The following is a 16,730-nucleotide window of genomic DNA, read 5'->3' on the forward strand; positions in this document are numbered from 1 at the left end:
TCCACATCCTCGGACTGGCAGCTCGGACACATCGGACGTTTGCTCGGGCTCTCAAACGTCTGTTCACAGTCTTTGCATCGGTACCGCTTGCTTGCCTTCAGCCTCTCGTTCCATTCAACGTCGGGCCCACCGCCGGTGCTGCACATCTGGTATTCACCGGTACCATGATTGCACAAAAAGGTATAAAACCCTGCCGAGACACCGGCCCATCGCTCAGAGAAAGATCGTGAAAACGACGACGGCGATGAGGATCAGGACCGCAGCGTGCTTGACGCCCGCCCGGAGCGACGCCTCGCCCATCTCCCCGGCGATCAGCCCTGAGAAGAAGGCCTGGAGCAGGCACGTGTGGTACAGGAGCCGTTCGAAGGTCATGATCGGCGTATTTCCCATCTGGATTGCGCCGCCGACGCCCTTGAGGCCTTCGGTGTTGATCTCGGCCAGGGCGGAGAGGAACTGGCTGTCGATGACGACGACGACGAAGAGGAAGACGAAGAAGACGAGGTAGACGATCACCGTGTAGATGAACATCTCGGCCATCCGCTCGCGTTTCAGCACCTCGGACATCTCCGCATCGCGGGCTGCGATGTTGAGGACCTCCCCGATATCGCCGGTCATCTGGCTGGCCTTCGTGATCAGGGTGACGGTGCGGGCGATCGAGGCGGTCCGGACCCGCTCTTCAAACCGGACGAGTGCCTCGTTGATGTTCGCGCCCCACTCGATGTCCCGCTTGATCCGCTTGATCTCGTAGGTGAGGACGCCGAGGTTCGCCCGGACCAGGATCGTGATCGCCTGTGCAAGCGTCAGGCCGACCTGGTTGATGCCGGAGAGGCGGTCGAGAAAATCAGGGATTCCCGCCTCGATGCTCATCACCTTGCTCCTCCAGAGCTGGTAGAAGACGCCGAAGGGGAGCAGTATCATCAGGATGCCAAAGACGATGTGGTCGTCGATGACATCTATCAGAACCTCGATATCGGCGTACTGGGGGATCGAGAGGAGCGTCAGGCCGACGTATACGAGTGCGATGGGCACCGTGACGTAGAATGTCCGCGACGGCTCGATGAGGAATGTCTGGAGGGGGTGGCGGAAGAATTCCCGGACTTTGCGCCACCGGTCGTAGCGCTCGAGCTGGGCAAAGAGCGGCTCTTCCCCCTCGCGCTTTTCTGTCCGGACGTCCGAGTACTCGTGGAGCCATTTCGTCCCGATATAGCGCTCGACGTTCTCGGATTTGATCGAGATCATGTCGATGAAGAGGATAAAGACGAGCGAACCCAGGGGGATGAGCATGTAGGTCACGACCGAGAGCTCCATGATCGGCGCCGTGCCCATGAAGCCCATGACGACCATGATGATGATGATGAAGAGCGGGCCGGCCACAAAGAGCGTGACGTACCCCTCGGCGGCAAGCTGAAGCGTGTTGAGGAACGTCTTCTGCTCGAACCGCGCCTCTTCCTGGTAAGTGCGCACCCTGGCGGCGAGGAACGTCAGGACGTCTCCGCCGCTGTCGATCACCGATATCATGTCCTGCAGAAAATCACGCATCTTATCCGAGGGGGTGGTCTCGTGGAGGTGCTTGATGGCCGAGATCATATCGTACCCGAAATAGTCGGTATCCCGGACGATCTGCCGGAACTCGTTTGAGACCTCGCCGTAGATCGATGAGTTCTCCGCGACCGACCGGAAGATGACCATCAGGTGGGTGCCGCCCCGCCGCATGGCGTACATGTACGAGACTGCGTTGTGGAGCAGCAGATTGATCTTCGTCGCCCGGCTGCTTTTCTGGAACGACGGATACTTCAGAAGAAAGACGTAGACCAGGGAGGAGACGACGAGGAAGATGACCAGCGCCGCGACGGCACGCAGAAGGCCGAAGGAGAGATCGGCGGGGATGATCGAGGGCACCTGGACGTTGAATACATTATAGATGCGAACGGAGAGGAGCGGCGTTAAGAAGAGATTTGCCGCAAGGTATCCGAGCACCGCCCAGAGCGCCCCCGCCAGCGCGGAGATCAGGATCGACCGCAGGATGTAGTGGTCGAGGGTCATCCCGATCCGTGCCGCGATCATATCCTCGCGGAGGCTCCGGTACTTGATAGGGTCACGCGTGACCCACCAGTGAATCCCCTGCCGTGCCTGGGCTGCCGGTCGGAACGTCATTGTCAATACATCCTGGCGATAGCGCTCAGGTCATCGAGAGCATCGATGACCTTCATCCGGTCGATGGCGTAGGCCTGAATGATCCGGGAGACAGCAATATAATCGGTGATCCCCTGGTCCCGCATCGCCTCGAGGATGCGCCTCCGAGCCCCGATCTCCTCGTCGAGCTGCTCCCGCGTCCACCCGCGAAACTCGATGATCTCGTTGTAGATCCGCGACCGCCCGGTGAATGAGAAGGTGTCGGAGACCGGGTCGTACTCGAAGACGTTGTTCACCTGAAGATTACCGGTGATCGGGTCGATGCCGGCGACTTCGACGATCTCTTGGCAGCGCCTGACCCGTTCACGCCCCTGGTAGATGAGCGCCTGGACGCTGACGACGTCGAGCGCCTGGATCATGTTCCGCGGGACGTTGAGCGGAGAACTCTCCAGCCGGTGGATTGCCGCGTCGACACCGCCCGCGTGCATCGTGGAGAAGGTGGTGTGGCCGGTGTTCATTGCCTGGAAGAGCGTCTGCGCCTCCTGGCCGCGGACCTCGCCGACCAGGATATACTCGGGGCGCTGCCGCATCGCCGCCTTCAGGAGATCGAACATGCTGATCGTCGCGCCGAGACCCTCACTCACCGCTTCGCGGGTGACGCTCGCGATCCAGTTCTCGTGGTACAGGGTGATCTCACGGGTATCCTCGATCGAGACGACTTTGGCGAGCGGCGGGATGAAGAGCGAGACCGCGTTTAAGGACGTCGTCTTCCCGGATGCGGTGCCTCCGATGAAGATCAGGCTCCGGTTGTTCTCGATCGCCATCCAGAAGTAGACCAGCGCCTCGATGTCGAAGGTGCCCGACTGGATAAGCTCGACGGGGGTGAACGGCACCTCGCGGAACTTCCGGATCGTGAACGAGGTTCCCCGGGTGGTGACTTCGGTCCCGAGGGTCAGCTGCAGACGGGAGCCGTCCGGCAGTGTTGCGTCCAGCATCGGGTTCCCGACCGAGATGTGTTTCCCGGACCGCTGAGCAAGGGTGATGGCGAGGGAGTTTAAGGCCGATTCTTCGAAGAATATATTCGTCTTGATGTTGCGGTAGCGGCGGTGGTACAGAAAGATGGGGATCCCGATGCCGTCGCAGGAGATATCCTCGATCATCGGGTCTTTCATCAGTGCGTTGATACGTGACCAGCCGAGGAAGTTGCGCTCGATATAGTACTGCAGTTTGAATATCGAGTCTCGGTCAAGCACGAGGCCGTACTCTTTCAGGAGACCCTGCACCTTCTCAAAGAGCACCCGCCGCCGATCGCCCGCCATCTCGTCCTCGGAGAGGATCAGCACGTCCCGCAGATCTTCGAAGATGCGTTCGAGGAGTTCGTACTCGAACTCCGACAGCACCGGTTCGGAGAGGAGGTACTCGTCCTGGTTCGTGTTCCGGTTCCGGCCGATACAGACCTCGGAAAGCCCTTCCTCTATCCAGTAACGATCAATCTCGGCATAGTCCGGAGGCACGGCGGCGCGAACCAGATAGCCGTGCCTCCGTGGGTCGTACTCCTCGACGCCTTCTTTCTTCTGAAGGGCGGCCGTACCTTTCGCAACGGCCGGCGCCGCCGGAACGAGGGTCCTGAGGCGCACCAGGATGCTTGCGAGGAGATTGCCCGGTTCTGCAGCGGTATCCGAAGGCTCGAGGTAGGGGAGCAGCTCTTTCGGGACGGTAAACTCGGTGTCGGGCAGATCCGGTACGCCGAGTTCTGACCGGTAGTTATACGACGTCGCCGGAAGGTCGCTCGCCGTTCCGGGAACCGCGTCGGCACCGGCAGAAGCCTCCGTCGCACCGTCGCCCGGGAGGAGGCCTGCCGGGTGCTGCTCCGGTGCCCCGGAAAAAGTGTCCGATACCTGCTGGTCGTCATCCGGAAACGGAGACTCTAACGGCTCGTGCGGAATCTTTCTGGAATCGTCATCGTGATGCATGAACTCATCTCTCCGTTCGCTCATCCGGAACACATCGGCGCCCGGGTGCCGGGTGACCGCCCCCTTCCCCGCAAGCGCGAAGAGCTTCGGCACCGGTGCGGAGGGGCGCGCCCCGGGTCTCTTCCTCGCCGGGTATGGCGACACCGCTGCAGTATCTCTATTGTGTGTGGGAATGTCTCACTATAAAAATTCTCCTTTTATAATCATGGCGATATTTTATGGGAAATTTCGATCTTCGCAAAAATATACAAATATTTTATAGCACAATGCTGAAATACTACATCTATTATGCCGGATCATCTCCGTGTGCGGATGCCCACCGGAATCTCGTCGCTCGACCCCGTTCTGGACGGCGGGGTGCCTCCGGGTTCGATAGTGCTCCTCTTAAGCGACCTCGGGGCGGGAAGCACCGATTTTGTATACAGTTCCATCATCTATCTCTCGCTTCTGAAAAACCAGGCCGGTAACGGAAAGCAGCACATACTGCTCCCCGAAGAGATCACGTATATTACGTTTACCCGGATGAAAGAGGATGTCCTCAAAGATATCGCCCTCTCGTTCAGCCCCAGCATGTACGACCAGCTCGAGAAGGTGGTTGCGTTCGAAGACCTCTCGGAGCTCTACTTCGACGCCAGCATCGTTCCCCCGGGCTGGTACGGCGAAGAGGATATCTTCACCCGGCTCCAGAAGAAGCAGCGTAAAGAACAGGGTGATATGCTGGCCGATCTGTCCCATGTCTTGGGCACCCGCAGGCCGGGCAGCCTCATCGTCCTGGACTCCCTCACCGATATTGCCACGACGTACGCGGACAGAGACGCCTGGCACACGTTTATCGCCTTCCTTCGGGGCCTGCAGCGGGTCGCGAAACGATGGAACTCGACGATCTATCTGCTGCTCACGGCCGGGATCCTGGATCGGTCGAAGGAGACGGAGGTCGCCGACTGCGCCGATGCACTGCTGCTGTTCCAGTGGGAAGACGTCGGTGCGCAGCGGCGGCAGCGGATCATGTACTTCGAGAAGTTCCGGGGCGTCATGCCGCACCTCGAAGAGCGGGATCTCGTAAAGTTTGCCGTCAAGATCTCGGCGGCGAACGGGTTCGAGGTCAGAAACATACGGGTGGTCGTATGAGTATAAAACGGGTGAAACTCGGGATTGAAGGCCTCGATGCCATGCTCTCCGGCGGCCTTCTGGAGCAGAGCATCTGTGCCGTCGTCGGAACATACGGCACCGGGAAGACAACGGTTGCTCTGCAGTTCGTCTACGAAGGTCTGCAGAAGGGCGAAAAGGTCATCTACATCAGCCTTGAGGAGCGTGAAGATTTTCTCAAGGCCACGATGCAGCAGAAGGGCTGGGACATGGAGGTCTACGCCGATTCGTTCTACCTCATCCGGCTCGACCCGACCGATTTCAACATCGCCATCAGCAGCATCAAAAACGAGCTGCCGTCCCTGATCCGGGATGTCGGGGCGAGCCGCGTCGTCATCGACCCGATATCCCTCTTCGAAGGGCTCTTCGAGGACGAATCGGTCAGAAGGAAGGAGATGTTCAGGTTCATCGAGACGATGCGGGACGAGGCCTGCACGCTCATTCTGACGAGCGAGACCGACAAAAGCGACCAGTACACCAGCAAATACGGGCTCGTCGAGTACCTCTCCGATACGGTGATCCTCCTGCGCTACGTCCGGCCTACCAACATCGCGGAGGTGCACCTCGCGCTGGAGGTCGTGAAGATGCGCCGGTCGGCGCATTCACGCGAGATCAAGCCCTTCGAGATCCTCCAGGATCAGGTGATGGTCTACTCCGAGGCGAACGTCTTTTAGACCGGGATCCCGAGCAGGTGGAGCAGGACGAGGATGAGTGCTCCGGCCAGTCCGCCAAATGCGCAGATGAGTACGGTGACGAGGTTTATCCCGATATCGGGAGCGCCGAACCAGCTCAGCACCTGAAAGACGTTTAAGAGGTAGAGCGTGATGAGCCCGACGACCGCGTTGATGACGAGTGTCATGGCTTTCTTCAGCAGAAAGTAGATCGTCGCCGCAATGGCTATCGCGAGAATAATAGTGATGATCGCTTCTATCATCACTATGTACCAACGATATGCTGATTATTAAACCGTATGGATGGGAGTATCAATCGTCCGACAATCCGCGAGTCTTCCCCGAGTCCGTCGACGCTCCTGAGCATCTCGAAGAGATTGCCGGCGAACATCGCCGTCCTGATCGGGTCGCCCGCCACGCCGTCCTCTATCCAGTAGGCGTTGGAGACCTCGATCGAGAAGTCGCCCGAGAACGGATTTGCCGTATGGGCGCCGACGACAGTGTGGACGAAGATCGCCCGCTCGTCGTCGACCCGTGTCCGCGGGCCGTCCACCACCAGGTTGTGCAGGCCGATCGCGGGCGCCCCACCGGCGCCGGAGCGGGTAGCGCTTCCCGTCGAGTCCTCGCCGTAGCGGTACGCCGTCTTCAGGTCGTAGGCGAAGCACCGGAGTTCGCCGTCCCTGACGAAATCGAGCTGCTGTGTGGGGACGCCTTCGCCGTCCCAGCAGGTGCTTCCCATGCCCCGGGCAAAGGGATCGTCGACGATCGAGAGGGACTCGTCCATGCACTGCTCCCCGAGCTTGCCCGCCAGGTACGACCGTCCCGCCTTCACGTTCCTCCCCGAGAGTGCAGGAACCAGGATCGTTCCGATGAGCTGGGCCGCGGCGATCGGTGAGAGGACGACGTCGTACCGGCCGGTCAGGATCTCCTGCCCGCCGACCGAGTGGGATGCCAGAAACGCCGCCTGCTCGCCGACGCTCCGCGGATCGATATCAGCGGTGAACGGAGATGCGGCAAACTCGTATCCGGTGGAATGCTCCCGGATTGCCTCGAGCGAGACGCTGGCGCTCGTCCGCTCCATGCCGTAGAGCACGCCGCTGCTGTTTGCGATGGTGAGATGCGATCGGGCAAGGTCCGCGCCGCCGCCGGCCACATCGACCGGATACTCCGCCGCTCCCTCGAGAAGCCTGGCGATGAGATCGGCAGCGCCCCCGGCATCGACGACCAGCTCCCGGTCGGCCGACGGAGCGGTGCTGACGATATCGGCGGGCTTCGGGAGGCCGTGCCATTCCTGCGGCGTGGCGATACGCCCGCTGGCGAGGGCGGCGTCCAGGCACTCCCGCCACTTCGCAGGGTCGCTGGTGCTGGATATGCCGATCCGCCCGTCCTTGATCGTGCGGATGGCGACCGCCCATTCCCGCGAGGCTTCGGCGGCACCGATGATCGACTGCTTGATCTCGGCGGAGATGCTGCTCCCCCGTACGTAGAAGACCTCGACCTCGTCTGCGTGGTGCCGGCCCTCCCGGATGATGTCGTCGATCAGGTACTCGCCCTTCATGATCCGCGTCCTCCGAGCATTGCGTTTTTGAGGAGGAGGTGCGGCGCACCGTCGCTCACCGGCACGCTCTGCCCGCCTTTCCCGCAGTATCCGGGATGCATCTTCCTATCGTTCCCGATGAGGACGATGTCGTGGAGTGTCCGCAGGATCTCTCCCGAGAGCGAGACGTCCCGGACCATCCGGGTCTTCTCGCCGTTCTCGATGAGGTAGCCGTACTCCGCGTTGAACTGGAAGACACCGCGGCCGGGATCGACCTGGCCGCCGCGTGACCCGATCAGCAGGATGCCGTCTCTGCACTCGTCCATGATCTCCTCGTAGGTCGCATCACCGTTCTCGATGAAGGTGTTGCTCATCCTGACCTGCGGAGCGGCGCCGTGTTCGGCGCGGGCGTGCCCGGCGATGCCGTCGCCGACGGCGGCGAGCGTCTCCCGGTTGTGGAGATACGCCTGCAGGACGCCGCCGCTGATGATCTCGGTCCTCTCCGGCTTCACGCCCTCGGCGTCAACCGGGTCGAACCCGAACCCGGGGAGGGAAGGATCATCCACGATGACGAGACCCTCGCAGCCGATCGTCTCACCGATCTTCCCTTTCAGGACGGAGTTACCTTCCCGGACGAGGTCGCCCTCGCTCGCGTGCCCGACCGCCTCGTGGGTGAAGACCCCGGCGAGCTCGGGGTCGAGGACGGCCTTCGTCGCCCCGCCCTTCGCAAGCCCCGCACCGAGCAGGTCGACCGCAGTCTCCCCGGCTTTTTGCCCGAGACCCTGTTTGTCCCGGAGATTAAACCCACCGGTGATATGATCGCGTTCGCTCCCCATCTGCATCACCCCGTTCCGGGAGGCGACCGCAACCACCGAAAAACCGCTCCTGACAGTCTCGTACGACATCTCGCTCCCGCTGGAGTCCATGAACCGGACGTGGTCGATCCCCTCCGTATACCGGGCACGGGTGTTCACCACCTCGGGGAGGCGGGCAGCGGCCTCGATCTCGGCAAGGAGACGGGTCTTCTCCTCGAGATCGACGTTCCGGGGGTCTTCCCGGAGCGGCGGGGACGCGAGGAGTCCCCGGGGGGCGGGAGCAAGATCGACCCGGTCCTCCGTGATCCCGGCAAGCGGCACGGCCTCGGCGACGATCGCTTCGACCGCCCTGCGGGAATCGAGATCGACGTGGTCGAGGACGAGAATACCCCATCCCGCTGGCCCGAGCACCCGGACGACGGTCTTGTCAAAAAAGGATGTGCCTGCGGATTCGACCACCCCGTCGTCGACTTCTATCTGGGTGACCTCGCCCCGCACGCACCGTATATCATAGTAGCGTGGCTCCATACGGCATCAGACCGGAGAATGCCCGACGTTCTGGTCGAAGAGTCCCGGGGCGGAGTGAACCGCCGCCATCTTTCGGAGCTTCGCAAGGAACCCTTCCCGGTTCTCGGGCACGAGAGCGTTCTGCAGCACCTCTTCGATATGCGCGACCGGCACGATCTCCACCATCTGCCGGTAGCTGTCCTCGATGAGGACGTCTTCCAGGTTCGACTGCGGGATGATCACCTTCTTGATGCCGGCCTTGGCCGCGGCCTCGATCTTGTAGGTGACGCCGCCGATCGGGAGGACGTCGCCCCGCACCGAGAGCGACCCGGTCATCGCGACGTCCTGCCGGACCGGAATGTTCTCGATGGCACTGATCACAGCTGTTGCGACGCTGACCGAGGCGGAGTCGCCCTCGACACCCTGGTAGGTACCGATGAACTGGATGTGAATATCCATGTTCCTGATGTCTCTGCCGGTGAACTTCTTGATGAGTGCACTGACGTTCTTGATCGACTCCTGTGCAATCTCTTTCAGGAGGCCCGTGGCGATGACGCTGCCGTTGGCCCCCTGGCTCGGGGTGACCTCCGCCATGATCGGGAGCACCGAACCGCTGTCGGACCCCATCACCGCAAGCCCGTTCACCCGTCCGACCTGGGCACCTTCGACGATCGTGATGTCGTAGTCGCGGCTTCTGCGGATGTATTCGTCAGAGATCTGATCCTCGATCGAGCGGGCGGAAGACTTTGCGGCGAGCACGTGCCTGGCGGTGGTGAGCTCTGCGCTCTCCTGCCGGGCGAGGTCGCCCGCCACCCGGATAAGCCCGCCCATGTCACGGAGCTTCAGGGTCAGGTGACCTTTCCGGTTCGACCTGCGGCGCGCCTCGCGGAGAACCTCCACAATGGCGCTGCGGTCGAAGTGCGGGATCTTCCCGTCGTTCTTGACCTCCTGCGCGATGAACCTGATGAACTTGCGGCGGTTCTCCGCTGTGTCCTCCATCGTCTCCTTCATGTAGATCTCGTAGCCGTATCCACGGATACGCGACCTGAGCGCCGGGTGCATCCCCTGGACGGCGTCGAGATTTCCTGCAGCCACCATCACGAACCGGCACGGCACCGGCTCGGTCCGCACCATCGCACCACTCGACCGCTCGCTCTGGCCGGTGATCGGGAACGCCCCCTCCTGCAGAGCGGTCAGCAGGTTCTGCTGGGAGTGGGGGGTCAGAGTGTTGATCTCATCGATGAAGAGCACGCCGCCGTGCGCACGGTGAATGGCGCCGGACTCGACGCGGTCGTGCGAGGGGGTCTCGAGACCGCCGCTCTGGAATGGGTCGTGCCGGACATCGCCGAGGAGCGCTCCGGCATGCGAGCCGGTCCCGTCGATGAAGGGGGCTATCGAGTCCGATTCGTGGTTGAGGAGCAGCTTCGGCACCATCGTCTCTTCACGCGGCGTGGAGTACCGGAGCGCCATGAAGATGAACGCCGCTGCGATAATCCCCATCAGCCACTGATAGGTGATGAGTGCATACCCGACAATACCGATGATGAGGAGCATGATGAGGGTGTTTCTCATCTGGAGCTTCTTGCGCGCCTCCATCTTGTGAGCGTTGACGATCTGTTTTCCGCGGCCGGCGGGCACGGTTCGAATTATTGGGTTATTGGAATCTTCAGGATTCGGATAAACAAGGATGTCCTGCATCTCCTCTTTGGGGAGAAGCTCGGCCATCGCTTTTGCAAGCATGGACTTTCCAGTTCCCGGAGTACCGATCATCATCACGTGCCGCCGTTGCGTGGCGGCTTTGCGCATCACCTCGGCGGCATGCTCCTGACCGATGACCTGATCGATAAGCTTGGGAGGAACTTCGATATCGGACGACGTACTCAGATCGAGACCGGCGAAGACATCGATGTCCTCCATCTCGTCGGCCGTGATCTCAATGTCAGGGATATCTTTCGTTGTTGTTGAATCCATCGTCGAGTTTACCTCTTTGCTGCCATGGTACTTATATAATTTATTCATGATAGTTTAAGTACTTTCAGCAAGGGTGAGGAATGAAGATTATCAGTACTGAACGATCCCAGGTTCTTGCAGCGAGGATTTCGGAAAGTGCGGGCATACAGCTCCTTGACACTAAGTTTTCCCGATTCCCGGACGGAGAGCTGTATCTGCGAACGGGAGAGACCGACGCCGAGACGGTCATCGTCAGCAGCATCGTTGACAGCGACACTCTGGTGCAGACGCTCCTGGCCGTTGATGCGTGCGACACGTCACGAAATACCCTCGTCATCCCGTACCTCGGCTACGCCAGGCAGGACAAACGGTTCAACCCGGGCGAGCCGATCAGTGCACGGGCAATCGCCCGTGCACTCTCGCGAGGCGTCGACGAGATCTTCGTCGTCAACATCCACGACCCGGGCGTGCTGCAGTACTTCGATGCCCCGGCATCGAACATCTCAACCGCCCCGGCAATCGGGGAGTATATCAGGCAGAGCGGGATGGACGACCCGCTGGTGCTCGCACCCGACGACGGCGCGGCTCGTTTCGCGGCGGATATCGCCCGGGTTGGCGGATGGGACACCGACCACCTGGAGAAGACCCGCATCTCGGGTGTCGAGGTGCGGATGGAGCCAAAACACCTCCCCGTCGACTCCCGCGAGGTGATCATCGTCGACGACATCATCTCCACCGGCGGCACCCTCGCAACCGCTGCAGGCATGCTCTCCCGGCAGGGAGCCGCCGCCGTCCACGCCGCCTGTGTCCACGGTGTCCTCTCGAGCGGTGCGTATGCCCGGCTCCGGGCGGCAGGCGTCGCCTCCGTCGCGTCCAGCGACACCTACGAGAACGCCACGAGCTGTATCTCTGCTGCAGATGCAATTGCAGAAAGGATCCGCCGATGCTGATCGTCGACGGATCGCACCTCGAAGGCGGCGGGCAGATCCTCCGCACCGTCGTCGCACTCTCGGCACTCTCCGAAACTCCGGTGACGATCGACCGGATCCGTGCAGGGAGGAAGAATCCCGGGCTTGCCCCCCAGCATATCGCTGCGGTAGAAGCCGTGGCGGCGACGGCTGACGCGAGGGTCGAAGGGCTCGCCCCGGGCAGCGAGAGGCTCATCTTCTCCCCCGCCGCACCGTCCCAAAAAGATGTCTCGGTCAAGATCCCGACGGCAGGGAGCATCCCGCTTGTCCTGCAGGCCTGGCTGCCGGTGGCGCTCCGTGCCGGCGGCACCCTGACCGTCACGGGCGGGACCGAGGTCGCACTGAGCCCGACGATCGACTACGTCGACCACGTGCTTGCGGAGCAGCTCCGCCGCCACGGCGCATCCATTGCAATCGACGTAGTGCAGCGGGGCTACTTCCCCCGCGGCGGTGGAGAGGTGACGGTCAGGGTCGAGCCGTCACGCCTCTCGCCGATCGTCGTCGACGCCGAGATCCGCTCCTGCGGCGTCGCCTCCTGCTCGGGCGATCTGCCGGATCATGTCGTCCGCCGCCAGGCCGAGACCGCCCTGCAGACACTCGACGAGGCGGGGCTGCCGGAATTTCCGGCCACCTTCGACGCACGGACAGGCGGAGCGGGTCCAGGGAGTTCAGTCACGGCCTGGGCCGGCGCAAAGGGCGGCATCGCACTCGGAAGACCCGGGCTCCCCGCGGAGGATGTGGGGAGAACCGCTGCCAAACGGCTGCTCCGGGAGATGGAACTGCCCGGAACCGTGGACGTCTACCTCGCCGACCAGCTGCTCATCTACCTGGCGACCAGCGGCGGCGAGTACAGCACCCACACGCTCTCGCTCCACGCAGAGACGGTCTGCTGGCTTCTCGCCGAGTTCGGATATCCGGTTCGCTGCCGCCGGAACACCACGCACGTTGAGTTTGCCGTATGATGCTCGTCCTCGACGCCTCGGTCTTCTTCTCCGACTTTCCCGTAATGGAGAAGGCATGCACCACTCCGTCCGTCGTCGCCGAACTTGTCGACCTCCGGTCGAAAGGCCGTCTTGAAGCCCTGCTCGCCGAAGGGCTCTCGGTCAGGGAGCCGGATGTCCGGTTCCTCGAGGAGGTGGAAGCGGCGGCGAAACGCTCGGGGGACGCCGAGAAGATCTCCCGGACCGACCGGGATATTCTCGCCCTTGCACTCGAGGTGCAGGCCGTCCTCGTCACCGACGACTTCGCGGTCCAGAACGTCGCCCATTCCCTGAAGGTGCAAACCCGGAGCATCCAGCAGCGTGCGGCACGGCAGATCCGGTGGCGATTCCGGTGCAGCGGCTGCGGGCGATACTACAGAGAGGTCGGCGAGTGTCCCGTCTGCGGAGCGGCAATTAAAAGAAAACTTAAATAGATCGCCGGAAATCTTTTTCCATGCCCCCGCTCGACGAGCTGATGAAGAAGGCCAAAGCACTCCAGGCAGAAGCACATACGCCGAGCCAGATTGCCGACGAACTGAGCCTCTCCGTAGAGACGGTCACCTGGCTGCTCACCCAGCCGAAGGATGCCGAAATACCCAAAGACGTCCATATCGACTGGACGACGGTGAGCAGTCACGCCACGCTGCTCGGCGACACCGCGGAGATGATGCTCAAGCGTTTCCTCCCTCCCGGCGAGGACGGAGGAGACTACCCCGATGTCGTCGTCGGCGTCGAACTCTCGGGCGTCCCGCTGGCAACACTCATCGCCGCCGAGGAGGGGCTACATCTCGCCATCTACCACCCGGCAAAGCACAGCCGCAGCGAAAGCCCCATCGGCTCGATCAGCGCCACATTCTCCGGGGTAAACGGTCATCGGTGCATCATCATCGACGATGTGATCACCACCGGAAAGACCGTGACCGAGGCCGTCGAGTATCTTCGCAGGCACGGGGCGACACCGCTCGCGATCTGGGTTCTCTTCGACAAACGCGGCATACGGGAGGTCGACGGGGTGCCGGTGCATTCGCTCTTCAGGATCTCCCGGCTGGACGGGTAAACCGGGTTCTCAATACTTTTTTGCCGCCCAGCGGCGGTACATGGCCGCGGCGGCAGGTTCTTCGGCTGGATCATTCTGAAGATCGGTTTTTCAGCCCTTGCCCGGGGCACTACCGGCCACCACGGTCGCAGCGAAGAAACCGTGGCCGGCAAAGACACATTCGGGGCATCCGCCGGTTCGCGCCCGGCATGGGATCGCGATACTGAAACCCCCTATCGATCACTATATATAGAACCTCAATTCAAACCTTACAGGAAAAGGAGGACTCATTGATGCTTGCTGGACAACCCATTATCATTTTACGGGACAATGTGGAGCGCACTCGCGGCCACGAGGCTCAGCGCTCGAACATTATGGCAGCCAAAGCTCTCGCTGCCGCTGTACGCACAACACTCGGCCCCCGCGGCATGGATAAGATGCTCGTAAGCCCCTCCGGCGACGTTGTGATCACGAACGACGGCGCGACGATCCTGCACGAGATCTCGGTGCAACACCCGGCAGCAAAGCTTGTTGTCGAGGTTGCAGAGACCCAGGACGACGAGGTCGGCGACGGCACCACCACCGCGACCGTGCTCGTCGGTTCCCTGATGGAAGAGGCTGAAAGGCTCCTGTCACAGGAGATTCACGCCACCGTCATCGGGCAGGGCTACCTTCTCGGCATGCACAAGGCCATGGAGATCTTGGGCGACCTCGCCATCGCGATCGGCATCGATGACCGTGAAGACCTCGTCAAGATCGCCGACACCGCCATGACCGGTAAGTCCATCGAAGCGGTGAAGGACAAGCTCCGTGAGATCGTCGTGGACGCCGTCACGCAGGTCGCCGAGACGACCGATTCCGGGAAGGTCGTCGTCGATGAAGACGACGTGATGATCAAGACGCAGGTCGGCGAACGGATGGACGACGCAGAACTGATCCGCGGCGTCGTCATCGACAAGAGCCGTGTCAGCGAACAGATGCCCCGGACGGTCACGGACGCACGGGTTGCCCTCCTCGCAACCCCACTCGAGATCACCAAGACCCAGATGAAGGCCAAGATCAAGATCACCTCCTCTGACCAGGTCAAGGCCTTCTCCGAGCAGGAGCAGGCAGTCTTGAAGGGTCTCGCCGACACGATCGTCGCGACCGGCGCGAACGTCGTGCTCTGTCAGAAGGGCATCGCCGACGCCGTGCAGTTCTACCTGGCAAAGCAGGGCGTCTACGCCCTTGAGAATGTCCCTGAGAAGGACATGAAGTATGCTGCCCGTGCGCTCTGCGCCACCATCGTCAACAAACCCGACGAACTGACCGCCGAGACACTCGGCCGGGCAGAGAAGGCGGAAGAGCTCGCTGACGCCGACCTCACCGTCCTCTCCGGCTGCCAGAACGCAAAGGCCGTCACCATCCTGCTCCGGGGCAGCACCCAGCTCCTGGTCGACGAGCTCGAGCGTGCCGTCTACGACGCAGCCCGTGTCGTGCAGGACGTCCTTGAGGACGGAAAGTTCGTTGTCGGCGGCGGTTCGGTGGAGACCGAGCTTCTGCTCCGCATCCGCGACTATGCAGCAAGCGTCGGCGGCCGTGTCCAGCTGGCAATCGAGGCATTTGCATCCGCGTTCGAGGTCATCCCCCGCACGCTCGCTGAGAACTCCGGTTTCGACCCGATCGACAAGCTGGTGGCGCTGAAGACCGCACACAGCGAAGGGAACCGGTATGCCGGCCTCGACGTCTTCTCCGGCGAGATCGTCAACATGAAGGATGCCGGTGTCATCGAGCCCCTCCGGGTGAAGACCCAGGCGATCAAGAGCGGCGCCGAGACGGCAAGCCTGCTGATCCGTGTCGACGATATGATGATCACGCAGTCCGGCGGCGCTCCGGGAATGGAATAAGCCCCTATCCGCGTGATCCGGTCAGGAAGATACGAACTTCGTCTTCCTCAATTTTTTTATCCTGCGCAAGGCTTCTGCCGTCAAAGAAGATCAGCACCGTATCCGGGTTGATCCCAAGCGACAGCAACGCGTCTTCGTAGGTGTCGCCGGCAGTTCCCTGGTAGAGCAGCACGTTTCCGTCAGGGATTATGGTGAACCTGCAGATCATCTGATTCGATACCATTATAGGCGTCGACGATAAATATTCTAGGCTATTTCTATGCCGAGGTAGTCTAGTCCGGGAAGGCGGCGGCCTCGAAAGCCGCTGGTGCTCGGCACCACGGGAGTTCAAATCTCCCCCTCGGCGTTTTGATCGTTTGCCTGCATGCCGTCGGCGTATTTTTCGCACGGAAGAGGCGTGTTTATCCGTCTTCTTTCGAGTTATGTTTGCCGTTGCACATCCGAACGGTGCCGCCCCGCATCACGTAGACCACCGCCGGCCATCCGTCGCCCCGTTCGCGGTGCGTGGCGGGACGTTCGACGCGGTCACTATCGTCGTCCACACCGACCCGGACGAGGGCCCCCGGGGAGAACGAAGCCCTCGACGCCATGGTGGCGTACGCCCGCGGGGCGTACGCCACAGAGCGGGACTTCGTTGTCATAGGCGACCGGAACGCCGACTGGTCTTACTTCGACAAGGATAACGCCAACGAAGAACATGGACGTCACCTCCGACCGGATGATCACACCGACGGTGCCGACTATGCGGGCGAGGCCGGGGTCTTCCGGTTCGGCACGGTCTCCGGGTTGAACCAGACGATGAAGGAAGGTATCTCCGGCCACTGCCCGATGTACGCGGTCTTCCGGACGGGAGAGAAACGGGGACCGACGAGACACTCTTTTTGTGATGCGATACCGGGCGTGCGGGTTCTCAGGCAGCATCACGCACCGTCAACCAGGGGATGAGCGGGCGTCGGAGTCGGCATACAGCAGGAGAGGCGAAGAACCCCTGGTTGGAATTTCTGGTGCCTGCAGATCGCTGTGGGGTTGCGCTTCAGTCAGGTTCTCCCCTGCCAAGCAACCTCGCCGGGGTTGCACCGCGGATGAAGAATCTCTCCCTCGCGGGGCGGGCGGCAAAACGGACAGAAA

16 protein-coding genes and 1 tRNA gene are annotated in these 16,730 nt (G+C 61.7%); 9 read left to right on the top strand and 8 right to left on the bottom strand.

Annotation, left to right across the window (positions count from 1 at the left end):
* Positions 1–213: 213 nt before the first annotated feature.
* Together FGU65_RS07435 and FGU65_RS07440 are read right to left on the bottom strand one after the other, a co-directional pair.
* The gene (locus tag FGU65_RS07435) at positions 214–2,154 is read right to left on the bottom strand and encodes a type II secretion system F family protein (protein ID WP_301663805.1); all 1,941 of its coding nucleotides are present in this window, start codon (positions 2,152–2,154) and stop codon (positions 214–216) included.
* Between the two features lie 2 nt (positions 2,155–2,156).
* A complete protein-coding gene (locus FGU65_RS07440; protein ID WP_367652363.1) occupies positions 2,157–4,250 on the bottom strand; it encodes a type II/IV secretion system ATPase subunit in 2,094 nt (697 codons plus the stop codon).
* A gap of 168 nt (positions 4,251–4,418) precedes the next feature.
* Here FGU65_RS07440 and FGU65_RS07445 point away from each other — a divergent pair, with 168 nt between their 5' ends.
* Both FGU65_RS07445 and FGU65_RS07450 read left to right on the top strand, forming a co-directional pair.
* Positions 4,419–5,234 (top strand): RAD55 family ATPase, encoded by an 816-nt coding sequence (locus tag FGU65_RS07445; RefSeq protein ID WP_301663806.1) that lies wholly within the window; start codon positions 4,419–4,421, stop codon positions 5,232–5,234.
* A complete protein-coding gene (locus FGU65_RS07450) occupies positions 5,231–5,926 on the top strand; it encodes a KaiC domain-containing protein (protein ID WP_301663807.1) in 696 nt (231 codons plus the stop codon). Before FGU65_RS07445 ends, FGU65_RS07450 begins: the two co-directional genes overlap by 4 nt.
* On the opposite strand, the gene FGU65_RS07455 is transcribed toward FGU65_RS07450, so the two are convergent.
* From FGU65_RS07455 to lonB, 4 genes are read right to left on the bottom strand one after another with little or no spacing between them, the layout of a single operon-like run.
* The gene (locus FGU65_RS07455; RefSeq protein WP_301663808.1) at positions 5,923–6,186 is read right to left on the bottom strand and encodes a pro-sigmaK processing inhibitor BofA family protein; all 264 of its coding nucleotides are present in this window, start codon (positions 6,184–6,186) and stop codon (positions 5,923–5,925) included. The genes FGU65_RS07450 and FGU65_RS07455 overlap by 4 nt on opposite strands.
* A gap of 2 nt (positions 6,187–6,188) precedes the next feature.
* Complete coding sequence (locus FGU65_RS07460; protein WP_301663809.1) at positions 6,189–7,481, bottom strand: TldD/PmbA family protein; 1,293 nt, start codon at positions 7,479–7,481, stop codon at positions 6,189–6,191.
* Positions 7,478–8,803, bottom strand: a complete 1,326-nt coding sequence (locus FGU65_RS07465) for a TldD/PmbA family protein (protein ID WP_301663810.1) — start codon at positions 8,801–8,803, stop codon at positions 7,478–7,480. Before FGU65_RS07465 ends, FGU65_RS07460 begins: the two co-directional genes overlap by 4 nt.
* Positions 8,804–8,809: 6 nt before the next feature.
* Positions 8,810–10,699: an ATP-dependent protease LonB gene (lonB, locus tag FGU65_RS07470; protein WP_301663978.1), complete on the bottom strand. Its 1,890-nt coding sequence runs from the start codon at positions 10,697–10,699 to the stop codon at positions 8,810–8,812.
* A 134-nt stretch (positions 10,700–10,833) separates the two neighbouring features.
* Between lonB and FGU65_RS07475 the strand changes: the two genes are divergently transcribed.
* The 5 genes from FGU65_RS07475 to thsA all read left to right on the top strand — a co-directional run bounded on the left by FGU65_RS07475 (position 10,834) and on the right by thsA (position 15,602).
* Positions 10,834–11,682 (top strand): ribose-phosphate diphosphokinase, encoded by an 849-nt coding sequence (locus tag FGU65_RS07475; protein ID WP_301663811.1) that lies wholly within the window; start codon positions 10,834–10,836, stop codon positions 11,680–11,682.
* Positions 11,676–12,662, top strand: a complete 987-nt coding sequence (rtcA, locus tag FGU65_RS07480) for an RNA 3'-terminal phosphate cyclase (RefSeq protein ID WP_301663812.1) — start codon at positions 11,676–11,678, stop codon at positions 12,660–12,662. The genes FGU65_RS07475 and rtcA overlap by 7 nt, the downstream gene beginning before the upstream one ends.
* On the top strand, positions 12,659–13,114 hold the full coding sequence (locus FGU65_RS07485; protein ID WP_301663813.1) for an NOB1 family endonuclease: 456 nt from the start codon (positions 12,659–12,661) through the stop codon (positions 13,112–13,114). The genes rtcA and FGU65_RS07485 overlap by 4 nt, the downstream gene beginning before the upstream one ends.
* Before the next feature lie 20 nt (positions 13,115–13,134).
* A complete protein-coding gene (locus FGU65_RS07490) occupies positions 13,135–13,737 on the top strand; it encodes an orotate phosphoribosyltransferase-like protein (RefSeq protein ID WP_301663814.1) in 603 nt (200 codons plus the stop codon).
* A 272-nt stretch (positions 13,738–14,009) separates the two neighbouring features.
* Positions 14,010–15,602 carry a thermosome subunit alpha gene (thsA, locus tag FGU65_RS07495; protein WP_301663815.1) on the top strand — a complete coding sequence of 531 codons (1,593 nt, stop codon included), beginning with the start codon at positions 14,010–14,012 and terminating at the stop codon, positions 15,600–15,602.
* Positions 15,603–15,606: 4 nt separating this feature from the next.
* Here thsA and FGU65_RS07500 read toward each other — a convergent pair whose 3' ends face one another.
* Positions 15,607–15,825, bottom strand: a complete 219-nt coding sequence (locus FGU65_RS07500) for a thiamine S protein (protein WP_301663816.1) — start codon at positions 15,823–15,825, stop codon at positions 15,607–15,609.
* A gap of 38 nt (positions 15,826–15,863) precedes the next feature.
* On the opposite strand from FGU65_RS07500, the gene FGU65_RS07505 reads away from it, so the two are divergent.
* Positions 15,864–15,948 (top strand) — tRNA-Ser (locus FGU65_RS07505).
* A gap of 55 nt (positions 15,949–16,003) precedes the next feature.
* Here FGU65_RS07505 and FGU65_RS07510 read toward each other — a convergent pair.
* Positions 16,004–16,192 carry a hypothetical protein gene (locus FGU65_RS07510; RefSeq protein ID WP_301663817.1) on the bottom strand — a complete coding sequence of 63 codons (189 nt, stop codon included), beginning with the start codon at positions 16,190–16,192 and terminating at the stop codon, positions 16,004–16,006.
* Here FGU65_RS07510 and FGU65_RS07515 point away from each other — a divergent pair.
* The gene (locus FGU65_RS07515) at positions 16,191–16,547 is read left to right on the top strand and encodes a hypothetical protein (protein WP_301663818.1); all 357 of its coding nucleotides are present in this window, start codon (positions 16,191–16,193) and stop codon (positions 16,545–16,547) included. The two genes, FGU65_RS07510 and FGU65_RS07515, sit on opposite strands and share 2 nt — an antisense overlap.
* Positions 16,548–16,730: the final 183 nt, after the last annotated feature.

The sequence above is a fragment of the Methanoculleus frigidifontis genome (genome assembly GCF_030464345.1).
Lineage (GTDB): Archaea > Halobacteriota > Methanomicrobia > Methanomicrobiales > Methanoculleaceae > Methanoculleus_A > Methanoculleus_A frigidifontis.

What these genes read in the sequence shown, in the direction of transcription:
- FGU65_RS07455 (WP_301663808.1), bottom strand. Translation starts at nt 6,186, where the DNA reads ATGATAGAAGCGATCATCACTATTATTCTCGCGATAGCCATTGCGGCG.
- FGU65_RS07465 (WP_301663810.1), bottom strand. Translation starts at nt 8,803, where the DNA reads ATGGAGCCACGCTACTATGATATACGGTGCGTGCGGGGCGAGGTCACC.
- lonB (WP_301663978.1), bottom strand. Translation starts at nt 10,699, where the DNA reads ATGGAGGACATCGATGTCTTCGCCGGTCTCGATCTGAGTACGTCGTCC.
- FGU65_RS07460 (WP_301663809.1), bottom strand. Translation starts at nt 7,481, where the DNA reads ATGAAGGGCGAGTACCTGATCGACGACATCATCCGGGAGGGCCGGCAC.
- FGU65_RS07490 (WP_301663814.1), top strand. Translation starts at nt 13,135, where the DNA reads ATGCCCCCGCTCGACGAGCTGATGAAGAAGGCCAAAGCACTCCAGGCA.
- FGU65_RS07485 (WP_301663813.1), top strand. Translation starts at nt 12,659, where the DNA reads ATGATGCTCGTCCTCGACGCCTCGGTCTTCTTCTCCGACTTTCCCGTA.
- FGU65_RS07510 (WP_301663817.1), bottom strand. Translation starts at nt 16,192, where the DNA reads ATGGCGTCGAGGGCTTCGTTCTCCCCGGGGGCCCTCGTCCGGGTCGGT.
- FGU65_RS07500 (WP_301663816.1), bottom strand. Translation starts at nt 15,825, where the DNA reads ATGGTATCGAATCAGATGATCTGCAGGTTCACCATAATCCCTGACGGA.
- rtcA (WP_301663812.1), top strand. Translation starts at nt 11,676, where the DNA reads ATGCTGATCGTCGACGGATCGCACCTCGAAGGCGGCGGGCAGATCCTC.
- FGU65_RS07475 (WP_301663811.1), top strand. Translation starts at nt 10,834, where the DNA reads ATGAAGATTATCAGTACTGAACGATCCCAGGTTCTTGCAGCGAGGATT.
- FGU65_RS07515 (WP_301663818.1), top strand. Translation starts at nt 16,191, where the DNA reads ATGGTGGCGTACGCCCGCGGGGCGTACGCCACAGAGCGGGACTTCGTT.
- thsA (WP_301663815.1), top strand. Translation starts at nt 14,010, where the DNA reads ATGCTTGCTGGACAACCCATTATCATTTTACGGGACAATGTGGAGCGC.
- FGU65_RS07435 (WP_301663805.1), bottom strand. Translation starts at nt 2,154, where the DNA reads ATGACGTTCCGACCGGCAGCCCAGGCACGGCAGGGGATTCACTGGTGG.
- FGU65_RS07445 (WP_301663806.1), top strand. Translation starts at nt 4,419, where the DNA reads ATGCCCACCGGAATCTCGTCGCTCGACCCCGTTCTGGACGGCGGGGTG.
- FGU65_RS07450 (WP_301663807.1), top strand. Translation starts at nt 5,231, where the DNA reads ATGAGTATAAAACGGGTGAAACTCGGGATTGAAGGCCTCGATGCCATG.